10 protein-coding genes and 1 riboswitch are annotated in these 11,512 nt (G+C 69.3%); of the genes, 1 reads left to right on the top strand and 9 read right to left on the bottom strand.

Going from position 1 to position 11,512, the window contains the following annotated elements; all coding sequences use genetic code 11:
• Window positions 1-19 precede the first annotated feature (19 nt).
• The 9 genes from ACFYXH_RS10855 to ACFYXH_RS10815 form a co-directional block, all read right to left on the bottom strand.
• Complete coding sequence (locus ACFYXH_RS10855) at window positions 20-493, bottom strand: septum formation initiator family protein (RefSeq protein WP_389561741.1); 474 nt, start codon at window positions 491-493, stop codon at window positions 20-22.
• Window positions 494-632: 139 nt separating this feature from the next.
• Entirely contained in the window at window positions 633-1,919 is a 1,287-nt protein-coding gene (eno, locus tag ACFYXH_RS10850) for a phosphopyruvate hydratase (RefSeq protein ID WP_327324051.1), read from the bottom strand.
• A 324-nt stretch (window positions 1,920-2,243) separates the two neighbouring features.
• Window positions 2,244-2,927 carry a transglycosylase family protein gene (locus tag ACFYXH_RS10845; protein ID WP_389561740.1) on the bottom strand — a complete coding sequence of 228 codons (684 nt, stop codon included), beginning with the start codon at window positions 2,925-2,927 and terminating at the stop codon, window positions 2,244-2,246.
• 3 nt (window positions 2,928-2,930) lie between these two features.
• Window positions 2,931-3,112, bottom strand: a riboswitch (cyclic di-AMP (ydaO/yuaA leader).
• Between the two features lie 266 nt (window positions 3,113-3,378).
• Window positions 3,379-4,290 (bottom strand): transglycosylase family protein, encoded by a 912-nt coding sequence (locus ACFYXH_RS10840; RefSeq protein ID WP_389561739.1) that lies wholly within the window; start codon window positions 4,288-4,290, stop codon window positions 3,379-3,381.
• 178 nt (window positions 4,291-4,468) lie between these two features.
• Window positions 4,469-5,722, bottom strand: a complete 1,254-nt coding sequence (locus ACFYXH_RS10835; RefSeq protein WP_389561738.1) for a cytochrome P450 — start codon at window positions 5,720-5,722, stop codon at window positions 4,469-4,471.
• Between the two features lie 60 nt (window positions 5,723-5,782).
• Window positions 5,783-6,757: a nucleoside triphosphate pyrophosphohydrolase gene (locus ACFYXH_RS10830; RefSeq protein ID WP_389561737.1), complete on the bottom strand. Its 975-nt coding sequence runs from the start codon at window positions 6,755-6,757 to the stop codon at window positions 5,783-5,785.
• A gap of 19 nt (window positions 6,758-6,776) precedes the next feature.
• Entirely contained in the window at window positions 6,777-7,427 is a 651-nt protein-coding gene (locus ACFYXH_RS10825) for a SurA N-terminal domain-containing protein (RefSeq protein ID WP_389561736.1), read from the bottom strand.
• 165 nt (window positions 7,428-7,592) lie between these two features.
• On the bottom strand, window positions 7,593-8,012 hold the full coding sequence (locus ACFYXH_RS10820; protein ID WP_389561735.1) for a GtrA family protein: 420 nt from the start codon (window positions 8,010-8,012) through the stop codon (window positions 7,593-7,595).
• Entirely contained in the window at window positions 8,009-8,986 is a 978-nt protein-coding gene (locus tag ACFYXH_RS10815) for a glycosyltransferase family 2 protein (RefSeq protein ID WP_389561734.1), read from the bottom strand. Before ACFYXH_RS10815 ends, ACFYXH_RS10820 begins: the two co-directional genes overlap by 4 nt.
• Before the next feature lie 124 nt (window positions 8,987-9,110).
• Here ACFYXH_RS10815 and ACFYXH_RS10810 point away from each other — a divergent pair, with 124 nt between their 5' ends.
• The gene (locus ACFYXH_RS10810; RefSeq protein ID WP_389561733.1) at window positions 9,111-11,504 is read left to right on the top strand and encodes a YfhO family protein; all 2,394 of its coding nucleotides are present in this window, start codon (window positions 9,111-9,113) and stop codon (window positions 11,502-11,504) included.
• The last annotated feature ends 8 nt before the right edge of the window (window positions 11,505-11,512 follow it).

The following is an 11,512-nucleotide window of genomic DNA, read 5'->3' as shown; positions in this document are numbered from 1 at the left end:
CCTTGGTTCTACTTGGCTGCTACTTGCGGTCGGCGTTGTCGACGCCGTCCCAGACGTTCGAGTACCAGGGACGGTCCGCCGCGCCTTCGTCGGTACGGCGGTGCTCGGCGGCCTCGGGGTCGATCACCGTGTACCCAGTCTCTCCCGGAAGCACGAAGTGCAGGTGCTCGCGGGCCAGCCGCTCGATGTACCTGTCGTCCTGGAGGCGCGCCTTCTCGTCCCTGAGCCGCTCGACCTGCTGCTCGGCGTTGTCCATCCGGCGCCTCTGCTCGGCGATGTCGGCGCGCTGGGAGACGTACTGACGCATCGGGTACGCGAGGGCGACGACCAGCGAGCAGATCACCAGGGTCAGAAACGCCGCCCGGCCGGTGAGCCGGGAGCGGCGGTCCTGCCGGCGGCTCTGGGAACGGTAGACGCGGGCCGCGGTCTGCTCGCCGAGCAGCCGCAGCCTGGTCGCGGTGGAGAACCGGTCCTGGTCCCCTTTGCGTGCCATGGTCTCGCCTCCCCATTACGCGCGTACGTCCCCGGACACGGTACGGGACCGTGACCGGGGACGCTTCGCTTCGCTACGCCTTTGCCACCCATTCACTTCTCTGGATGCACAGCGCGAATGACAGGGCGTCAGCCGGTGATCAGCCCTTGAAGCGCGGGAAGGCGGAGCGGCCCGCGTACACCGCGGCGTCGTCGAGGATCTCCTCGATACGCAGCAGCTGGTTGTACTTGGCGACGCGCTCGGAGCGGGCCGGGGCGCCGGTCTTGATCTGGCCGCAGTTGGTGGCGACGGCCAGGTCGGCGATCGTGACGTCCTCGGTCTCGCCGGAGCGGTGGGACATCATGCACTTGAAGCCGCTGCGCTGGGCGAGCTCCACGGCATCCAGGGTCTCGGTCAGCGAACCGATCTGGTTCACCTTGACGAGCAGGGCGTTCGCGGCGCCGTCCTCGATGCCGCGGGCCAGGCGCTCCGGGTTCGTGACGAACAGGTCGTCGCCGACGATCTGGACCTTGGTGCCCAGCTTGTCGGTGAGGACCTTCCAGCCGGCCCAGTCGTCCTCGAAGAGCGGGTCCTCGATGGAGACGAGCGGGTAGGCCGCCACGAGCTCCTCGTAGTACTCGGTCATCTCGGCGGCCGAGCGGGACTTGCCCTCGAACTCGTACAGGCCGTCCTTGTAGAACTCGGACGCGGCGACGTCGAGCGCCAGCGCGATGTCCTTGCCCGGGGCGTAACCGGCCTGCTTGATGGCCTCGAGGATGAGGTCCAGGGCGGCGCGGTTGGAATCCAGGTTCGGCGCGAAGCCGCCCTCGTCGCCGAGGCCGGTGGAGAGGCCCTTGGTCTTCAGGACGGACTTGAGGGTGTGGTAGACCTCGGCGCCCCAGCGCAGGGCCTCGGAGAAGGACTCGGCGCCGATCGGCGCGATCATGAACTCCTGGATGTCCACGTTGGAGTCGGCGTGCGAGCCGCCGTTCAGGATGTTCATCATCGGAACGGGCAGCAGGTGCGCGTTCGGGCCACCGAGGTAGCGGAAGAGCGGCAGGTCGGAGGCCTCGGAGGCGGCGTGCGCGACGGCGAGGGAGACGCCGAGGATGGCGTTGGCGCCGAGGGAGGACTTGTCCGGAGTGGCGTCCAGGTCGAACATCGCCTGGTCGATCAGGCGCTGCTCGGTGGCGTCGTAGCCGACGAGCTCCGGGCCGATCTGCTCGATGACGGCGAGGACGGCCTTCTCGACGCCCTTGCCCTGGTAGCGGTTCTGGTCACCGTCGCGGAGCTCAAGAGCCTCGAACGCACCGGTGGAGGCGCCGGACGGAACAGCAGCACGGCCCGTGCTGCCGTCGTCGAGGCCAACCTCGACCTCGACCGTGGGGTTGCCTCGGGAGTCCAGGATTTCCCGGGCTACGACGACGTCGATGGACGGCACGAGCATCTCCTTCTGGGATGTGACGCGAGAAGTGCAGGGTCTCTTGGCCTTGCGACATGAGCCTAACCGGCTCCACGGCATCGGCCAGCCGTTGCCCGCCCGCTGGGACGAAAAACGCCCCGAAGACTCGCGGCCCAGGACAAACAGCACGTGAACTACCTGCGGGTAACGCCACGAGGGCCCGACAGGGACCGGTAACGACGGGTAGCGACCGGGACAGACAGAGCCCCGGCCCAGCGCGTACGGGGGGGGGAGACGCGCCGGACCGGGGGGTCTGGGACCCGGGGTCAGCTCAGGTGGAGCTGCACCGGGGGTCTGGGACCCGGGGGGTCAGCTCAGGTGGAGCTGCTGGCCCGGGAAGATCACATCGGAGTCCTTGACGATGTCCTTGTTGAGGTCGAACAGCTTCTGCCAGCCGCCCTTGACCTTCTTGGCCTCGGCGATCGTGCCGAGGGTGTCGCCGGCCTTGACCTTGTACTCGCCGTCGCCCTTCTTGAAGCCCTTGGCGGCGGGCGCGGACTTCGCCGGGGCGGCGGGGCGCTCGGAGCGCGTGGTGGGAGCCTCGGCGCGCTTCGGGGCGGGCTTCGGGGCAGGCTGCGCCTGCTGCGTGGTGCCGGAGCCACCGTTGTAGGCGGCGTTGGACAGGCCGACGCCGCAGTTCGGCCAGGCACCCTTGCCCTGGCCGGCCAGGACCTTCTCGGCGACCGCTATCTGCTGGGACTTGGAGGCCTGGTCGGCGGAGGAGGCGTACGCCGTGCCGCCGTACGCGGCCCAGGTGGAGGCCGAGAACTGCAGGCCGCCGTAGAAGCCGTTGCCGGTGTTGATGGACCAGTTGCCACCGGCCTCGCACTGGGCGACCTTGTCCCATTCGGAGGCGGTCGCGGCGGAGGCCGAGGTGGCGCCCATCAGCGGGGCGGCGACGACGGCACCGGTGACACCGGCGAGCGCGGCGATGCGGGCAGTCCGATCAAGAACAGTCGGGCGGCGGTGCTTGTTCTTGCTGGAAAACAGCATGGAACGTCTCCTCACCGACGCCTACGAGGTGAGCTGTCGGGTTCGGGCCAAGTGAGTTGCCCGGCCGCGCGTCCTGCGCGCGGCTTCACCCCAAGCCGGTCCGTCGGCCGTTGCGAACTGCTCTCAACGGCCGGGCCCGGCGCTTACCTTGGGTCCCCCGCTCCTGCCTTCGGCGCTCTGTGCGAACGACTAGTCCCCCCGACCGGCGGCAGGATTCGGCGTGACGGTCAGTGGTGCCCGCGGTGGCGAGCGGTTCAGACCGTAGACACAGCTCTCCCCGATATCCAAAGATGAACATCGGGGAGAAATCGCCCATTTCACTGCTCAGGGAACTCTCGTTTCCGCAGGTGAGAAGCGGAACAACCGGACCCGAGGGGCGAGATATGCCAGTTGGGACAAAGAGACCCATGTCTCAGTTGTACAAACTCGGACATACGTTGGCGAACTGCCGCTACTTCACGTCCAGATCGAGGCTCTGGCCAGGGAGGATGAGATCGGGATCGGCGCCGACCGTCTCGCGGTTCGCCTCATAGATCGCGGACCAGCCACCGGTCAGCTTCTGCTCGTCGGCGATGGCCCACAGGCTGTCGCCGGGGCGGACGGTGTACTCGCCGGGCAGGGCGTCCGCTTTGTCGGTGTTGCCGGTCTTGTCGACCTCGTCACGTGTCGCACCGTCACCTCGCGAGGCATGGCGGGCATCTTCGCGTGGATTGTCCGTATTGCCCGGCTCGGTCTCCTCCGGGGCGCCACGGTGCTTGCCGGTGCCGCTGTCGGCGTCGGCGTCCTGCCCCGCACCCGGGTTCGCCGACCCGGACGGCTGGGTCGACGCCTTGGGGCTCGCCGGCGCGGAGGAGTCCGCGGACGGCTCGGCGGACGGCTCGGCGGACCCGGAGGTCCCGGCGGAGGGCTCCGCGGACGCGGCCGGCGGTGCGGGGGTGCTCTGCCCCGGCGACGGCATGGCGCCCGGGTCGACGCCGGTCGCGGCGCCGTCGTTCGTCAGCCCCGACAGCAGCGAACAGGTGGCCCACGCCTGGGGACCCTGCGCGTCGAGGACCTTCTCCGCGACCGCGATCTGCTGGGAGCGGCTCGCGAGGTCGGCGGTGGGCGCGTACGCCGTACCGCCGAAGTCCTGCCAGGTCTCCTGCGAGAGCTGCAGACCGCCGTAGAACCCGTTGCCGAGGTCGGCGCTCCACATGCCGCCGCTCTCGCACTCCGCGACGCGGTCCCACGTGGAGGCGTCGGCGGCGGAGGCCGATCCGGCGCCGAGCAGCGGGATGGCGATGGCCGATCCAGTCACCCCTGCCGCGACGACGATGGCCGGAGCCTGGCGGGGTCGGCGGTGTCGTCCGTTCCCGGAGCGCATGCGGTTGCCTTTCGCGTGACTACAGACGTGACTACAGCCATGGCTGCGGACCTGACCACAGGCCTGACCACAGATGTGACTGGTGGGACGACGGTGAAGGTAGCCGCATTCGAACGCGGGTCACAAGTCGATGCAGCGGAGATCACGTGAAAGTCACAGTCTTGACGCTCCGTCAGATCTATCGAGGTGTGAACTCAACGGGCAGAGTGCGCAATCCACGCATAATGAGCCCCCCGCGCCACCGCAAATCGGCCGGATCTCCCGCAAGCCGCAAGTCGGGCATCCTGCGGAGCAGCGTCGCCAGCGCCGTCTGCCCCTCCAGCCGGGCGAGCGGCGCACCGAGGCAGTAGTGGATGCCGTGCCCGTACCCGAGATGCTGGTTGTCGCGCCGGGAGAGGTCGAGAATGTCCGGGTCCGTGAACCGCTCCGGGTCCCGGTCGGCCGCGGCGAGTACGACGAGTACGGGATCGCCGGCGGCGATGTCCTGTCCGCCGAGGCTGAGCGGCTGCGTGGCGAACCGCCAGGTCGCGAGCTCCACCGGCCCGTCGTACCGCAGCAGTTCCTCGACACCTGTCGCGAGCAGCTCGCTCTCCCCGGCCGCGAGGGAGGCCTGGAGCCGCTCCCGCTGCGCCGGGTTGCGCAGCAGCGCGTACACGCCGTTGCCGATGAGATTGACCGTCGTCTCGAAGCCCGCGAAGAGAAGAATGAAGGCCATCGCGGCGGCCTCGTTCTCGGTGAGGTGCTCGCCGTGGTCACTGGCGCGGATGAGGCCCGAGATGAGGTCGTCGCCCGGATCTTCCCTTTTGCGGTGGATGAGTTCGGCGAGATAGCCACGCATCTTCTTCACAGAACGAGCGACACCGCCACGCGGACCGCCGCCGTGCCGGATCATCATGCCCGCCCAGTCGCGGAAGTCGTCCTGGTCCTCGCGCGGGACTCCGAGCATGTCGCAGATGGCGTAGATGGGGAGTGGGAACGCGAACTCATGAATGAGGTCCGCCTCCCCCTTCTCCGTGCTGTGCTGATTCTCGAAGATGGTGTCAATGAGACGGTCCGTCAACTCCTGCACCCGCGGCGCGAATTCGGCGACCCGGCGCGGAGTGAACGCCTTCGACACCAGCCGCCGCAACCGGGTGTGGTCGGGCGGGTCGATGTTCAGCAGATGCGTCATCAGCTCGGCCTTGCGCTCGCCCGGGATCCCCGTCTTCCCCTTGGCGTGCGCAGGCTCGGCGTGGTGCACCGGGTTCTTGGACAGCCGCTGGTCGGCGAGCGCCTGCTTGGCGTCGGCGTACCGGGTCACCAGCCATGCCTCGACCCCGCTGGGGAGCCGGGTGCGGTGCACGGGGGCGTGCTCGCGCAGCCAGGCGTAGGCGGGGTAGGGGTCGGTGGCGAACTCCCAGGTGAAGAGTTCGGGGGCAGGTGTGTTGCTCACGCCCCGACGTTATCCGGCTTCCCGTCGAGCGCCTCCCTGGCACCGGGGCACCGAAAGGTACTACCCGGCGTGGCCCTCCGCCGCGCGGATCGCATCCCGGTAGGCCCGGGCAGCAGCCCGCAGCGCGGCCTCCGGGTCGGTGCCGGACGCCTCGGCACGGGCGGCGAGGGCCAGCAGTTCGTACCCGATGCCTTCGCCGACGGGCAGCGGCACGGTCAGTCCCGCGGTACGGACCCGGCCCGCGAGCTTCGCGGCCAGCGCAAGGCCGGGCTGGCCGAGCGGCACGCCGTCCGTCACAGAGTCACGCTGCTTCTCTATCGCCTTCGTGCGGAGCCAGTGCTCCTTGACGTCCTCCGGGGTCTCGGCGCTCTCGTCGCCGAAGACATGTGGGTGGCGGTGGATCAGCTTTTCGACGATCGTCCCGGCGACATCGTCGACAGAGAACGGCTGCTCCTCGTCCTCCTCCGCGATGCGCGCGTGGAAGACGACCTGGAGGAGTACGTCCCCGAGCTCTTCGCGCAGCTCGTCGCGGTCGCCGTCCTCGATCGCCTCGACGAGTTCGTACGCCTCCTCGATGCCGTACTTGGCGAGGCCCTTGTGGGTCTGCTGCGAGGACCACGGGCACTCGAGCCTGATCCGGTCCATGACCTGGACGAGGTCGATGAGACGGGCGCCGGGCAGGTCGTACGAGCCGGGGAGCAGCTCCAGATCCGGCATCTGCACCCGTCCGGACCCGGCCAGCCTGGCGAGCCCGTCGGTCAGGGCCCGGTCGCCCTCGCCGGACGGCACGACCACGACGGTACGGCCGCCGGCGCAGGCGTCGACGAGCTCCTGTGCGGTGGGCGCGGCGATCTCGACGTCGACACCCGCCTCGCGCAGATACGGCAGCTGCGGATGCCCCTCGTCGGCGCACAGCACCCGGTCGGCTGCGTGCAGCGTCTGCCACGCGGGCCAGGACAACAGCCCGGGTGCGACGCGGTGGCTGGCGGTGAGCAGGACGATACGGCCGGAGGCAGCGGGTGCTTCTGTGGTCACCCGTCGAACCTACCTCGCACTAGGCACCCGCCTCGACGGGCTGCTCCTCCTTGGTGACCTGGGTGATCCAGGGGGCCTTGTAGCTGCTGAGCTCGAGTTTCTGGTCGTCCCAGGTGCCGTAGCGCGGGTTGACGTCGATGTGCAGCGCCTTGGCGGCGGCGGTGAAGGCGTGGTTGAGCTTCTGCTGGCCCTCGGGGGTGTTCGTCGCACCGAGGGAGGTGGCGAGCTTGTTCACCAGGACGTCGCGGCGTACGACGTCGTCGAGCTGGGCCGGGGCGACGCCGCGCTGCTGCAGATACATGGCGGAGAGCTGCTCCTCGCCACCGGACTGCTGAACCAGGGTGGCCCGGCCGTCCTGGACCTCCTTGCGGCTGACCTTGACGCCGGCGTCGTCGGCGGCGCGCTGGACGACCTGGTCGACGATGAGGTCGTAGAGCTTGGCGCGGCTGAGCTGCCCACTGTCCTTGATGAGCTGCGCGGACTGGGGGGAGCGCTGCTGGGCGGCGCGTACGTCCTTCACCTTCGCCTGGACGGTGGACACATCGATCCGCTCGCCACCGACGACGGCGGCGGCCCCTGGGTGCGCGTCACTGCCGCAGGCGGAGAGGAGAGGCGCGGCGGTGAGGAGCGCGGCGGAGACGATGAGCGCGGTGCGACGGCGGCGGTGCAAAGGAGCCTCCCGGCGTGATTGTGCTTCGGTGCACAAGACCCTGCGGTGATCGATGGTAGGCAGTCCCAGGGGTCTGGGCCACTGATTCGCCAAACGATTCGCCTGCGGTTGCGGATGCGCGGAGCGGCTGTCAGCCGGCCGACTGCATAGTGTCCCGTTCCCGTATCAGATCTGAGGCACCCGTTCCGGCTCCGGCTCCCGCTCGCGCGGGACCGGATCCGGTCGCAGCATGATCGTCCGGGAGACCACAAAAGTGATCGGGATCGCCGCGCCCGCCGCTATCAGCGGCGCATAGCGGCTGCCGAAGTGCAGTACGTCCACCAGCAGATAGACGCCGGTCGTGGTGACGACGAAGTTCGCGGCGTTGGTGAGCGGGAAGAGCAGGAACTTCCGCCAGGTCGGGCGGGTCCTGTAGGTGAAGTACGAGGTCAGGAAGAAGGACCCGACCATGCTGAGCGCGAAGGCGATGACATGCGCCGCGACATACGGCAGCCAGGTCAGCAGGGCCAGATACATCCCGTAGTACGTCCCGGTGTTCACCACCCCTACCAGGGCGAATCTGACCATCTGGACCCGGACTGTCATCGTCTTACGAGCTCCCCCGTGCGTGTACGCCGTTCTCCTTCCTGCTGGTGCGGAAGGTCGGCGTCGGTGGCCTTCACCAGGAAGTGCGGTCGCCGCTTCACCTCGTAGTAGATACGGCCGACGTACTCGCCGACCACCCCCAGCATCAGCATCTGTACGCCGGCGAGTGCGGTGACCGCCACCAGAAGGGTGACATACCCGGGGGTGTCCACGCCGTTCACCAGGGCGACACCGACAATCCAGGCGGTATACGCCATGGCGAGCGTGACAAGCAGAAGTCCGAGATAGACGGCGGCCCGCAACGGCTTGTTGTTGAAGGAGAGCAGTCCGTCGAGGCCATAGTTGAGCAGTTTTCCGAAACTCCATTTGGAGCGGCCCTGCTCACGCAGCGCATTCTCGTACTCGAAGGTCGTGGTGCGGAATCCGACCCAGGCGAAGAGACCCTTGGAGAATCGGTTGTACTCGGTGAGTTCGAGGATCGCGTCCACGGTACGGCGCGACAGCAGCCGGAAATCGCCCACGCCGTCGACCAGTTCCACGTCGACGAGGCGGTTGATCAGCCAGTAGTAGGCGCGGGCGGTGACGGTGCGGGTGACCCGGTCGCCCTTGCGGGTGCGCCGGGCGATGACCTGGTCGAAGCCCTCCTGGTGCAGCTGCAGCATGCGCCGGACCAGCTCCGGCGGGTGCTGGAGGTCGGCATCCATGATGACGACCGCGTCGCCCTCGGCATGCTGGAGGCCGGCGAGCATCGCCGCTTCCTTGCCGAAGTTTCGACTGAAGGAGACATAGCGGGCACGAGGGTCGGCCGCGGCGATCTCCTCGAGGAGAGGGAGCGTACGGTCCTGGCTTCCGTCGTCCACATAGACCAACTCGAATTCCTGCCCGAGCAGGGAGATTTCCGCGGTCACATGTTCATGGAAGCGGCCGATGATCTCCTCTTCGTTGAAGCACGGAACAACTATCGAGATCAGCACGGAAGAACAACATCCCACCCGAATGTCCCATGCGGATTCCCTACATGACGCGTAGGCGACCATTCCGTGAACTGGGCTTCCTGCGGGATGTTTTCACGATCGGCGCTGGCATATTCGAGGAATCATGTCGACTCTGCAATCCGCGCGCGGCCGCGCCGCCGCCCTCGCCGCACTGATCACCGTGGGGGCCGTGTGCGCCGGTGACGCCGTCGCCCGCAGCTTCCCCTTCGGACCGCACACCCGCAGCGTGAACGACCTCGGCAATCAGTTTGTGCCGTTTCATGCGCATCTGTGGGACCTGCTGCACGGCCGGGCGGACGGCGGACTGCTGCTCAACTGGCAGTCCGGTTACGGAACCAGCTTTCTCCCCGACCTCGGGACCTATCTGACCAGCCCGTTCTCGATGCTGGTCGGGCTCTTCCCGCGGGACGGGATCGATCTCGCCGTCTATGTGGTCACGCTGCTGAAGATGGCGACCGCGGCCGCGGCCATGACCTGGCTGCTGCTGTCGCTGCGCAAGGACACGGGCGGGCGCTGGTGGATGGCGGCGGTGCTCGGCGCCTCGTACGCGCTGTGTGGCTGGTCGGTCGTCGAGGCCTCGTACAACCCGATGTGGATGGACGGCCTCGTCTTCTTCCCGCTGCTGTGCCTGGTCGGCGAGTGGGCGCGCACGGCACGCCGGCCGGTTCTCGGCCCCGCGGTCGTCGCGGTGGCGTGGATCGCCAACTTCTACACCGCCTACATGGCGACCATCGGGGCCGCGCTCGTGCTTCTCGTGCGGCTGCTGCTGGAGGAGACGGCGGCAGGCGACCGGCTGCGGGGGCTGCTGCGGGCCGCCCGGGCCGTACTGCTCGGCATCGCGCTGGCCGCGCCCGTACTGATCCCCGTCTTCCTCGGCTCCAAGCACGCCTATCCGGGGTGGACAAAGGAGTTCACGCCGGCCGGCTGGGCCGATGTGTTCGCCCGTACGCTGCCGGCGACGTACAGCTTCTTCACGCCCGCGGTCTTCCTCGGCAGCGGTGCGCTGCTGCTGGCCTGCACGCTCGCCTTCAACAGCGCGGTGCCGCGCCGTGAGCGGTGGGTGTGGACGGGGCTGGCAGCGACTGTCGCCGTATCGCTGCAGTGGGGGCCGACGCACCTGGTGTGGCATGTCTTCGCGACGCCCAACGGCAGCCCGTACCGGCAGACCTTCGTCTTCGCCGGGATCCTGGTGATCGCCGGCTGGATCTGCCTCTCGCACGGCTGGCCGGGGCGGCGCGCCCTGCTCGGCGGTGGCGCGGTGGTGGCGGTGATCGCGCTCGGGGCCTCCTTCAGCGACCTGGTCACCGCCTGGACGTTCCCGCTGTTCGCGGCCGGGATCGCGGCGGTCCTGGCCGGTCTGGTGCTGGCCAGGCGCGGAAAGTACGCCGTGCTCGCCGCGCTGCTGCTCAGCGGCGCGCTGGTCGGGCAGGCCGCGGCGACCACCGCGTACGCCGACCGGCAGCGTCTCGGCAGGCTCGACGACTATCCGGCCTGGGGCGAGCCTCAGAGCGAGCGGGCCGCGGCGGTGGCGAAGGCCGACGGCTGGCCCGGCTACCGCACCGATCCGGGCCGCGACCAGATCACCGGGAACGATCCGATCCTGCTGGGCGGCCAGGGCGGCTCGTACTACAGCAGCCACACACCCGATGTGTACACACGCACGCTGGCCGCGCTCGGCGCGGGCTGGACGTCCAACGGCCGCAGTGTGCAGTCCCTGGACAACCCGGTCACCGACGCGATCTTCTCCGTCGGCGCGCGGGTCCGCACCGGGCAGGGACAGCACCCGGAGGTGACCCGGTCGGCGACCGGGCCGCTGCTGACCGTACGGCCGCCGGGGCCCGAACCGCGGTACGGCGACTCGCCGTTCCGCAACCAGGAGATGCTGCTCGGCGCGCAGGTCTACAGCTCCCCGGTCGCGGGCGCCTGTCCGGTCGGCAGCGAGGTCTTCCTCTGGGCGCCGGACTTCACCGGGACCGCCAGGCTCGGCGGCGGAAAGCCGGTGAAACTGCGCGGCGGGCAGCCCAAGCGGCGTGCCGCGCTGACCCCGCTCGGGACGGTCACCGCGCCGGACACCACGATCGGCTACGGTCGCGCGGCGCCGCGCCGGGCGAGCGTCGGCTGTCTGGACCGGGCGAAGCTCGCCGCGGCCGTGGACCGGCTGAAGTCGACGGGCGCGGTGTCCGTCAAGGTCACCGACAGCGGCGTACGGGCCCAGCTCCCGCCCGGCACACGGGGGACGGCGGTGCTCGCCGCGCCCCGGATCGCGGGCTGGAGCTGCGACGGCAGGCCCGCGGACTCCTACCTGGGTCTCGTCGCCGTACCTCTGGACGGAAAGTCGACGACGGTGGACTGCTCCTTCCGCCCGCCCGGCCTGAAGGCCGGTACGGCGATCGGGGCGGCGGGCCTGCTGGCGCTCGGAGTGCTCGCTCTGCTGCCGCTGCTGAGGTCACGCCTCCGGCGCCACAACGGCCGTGTGCAAGGGGACGCCCGGATGTGACCGACCGG

Source organism: Streptomyces sp. NPDC002730 (assembly GCF_042888805.1).
GTDB lineage: Bacteria > Actinomycetota > Actinomycetes > Streptomycetales > Streptomycetaceae > Streptomyces.
The sequence above is the reverse complement of the archived record's forward strand: the minus strand, read 5'-3'. Positions and strand labels throughout refer to the sequence as shown.

Bases quoted from the DNA above. Each gene is read 5' to 3' on its own strand.
- ACFYXH_RS10855 (WP_389561741.1), bottom strand. From the start codon at position 493: ATGGCACGCAAAGGGGACCAGGACCGGTTCTCCACCGCGACCAGGCTG.
- eno (WP_327324051.1), bottom strand. From the start codon at position 1,919: ATGCTCGTGCCGTCCATCGACGTCGTCGTAGCCCGGGAAATCCTGGAC.
- ACFYXH_RS10845 (WP_389561740.1), bottom strand. From the start codon at position 2,927: ATGCTGTTTTCCAGCAAGAACAAGCACCGCCGCCCGACTGTTCTTGAT.
- ACFYXH_RS10840 (WP_389561739.1), bottom strand. From the start codon at position 4,290: ATGCGCTCCGGGAACGGACGACACCGCCGACCCCGCCAGGCTCCGGCC.
- ACFYXH_RS10820 (WP_389561735.1), bottom strand. From the start codon at position 8,012: ATGACAGTCCGGGTCCAGATGGTCAGATTCGCCCTGGTAGGGGTGGTG.
- ACFYXH_RS10810 (WP_389561733.1), top strand. From the start codon at position 9,111: ATGTCGACTCTGCAATCCGCGCGCGGCCGCGCCGCCGCCCTCGCCGCA.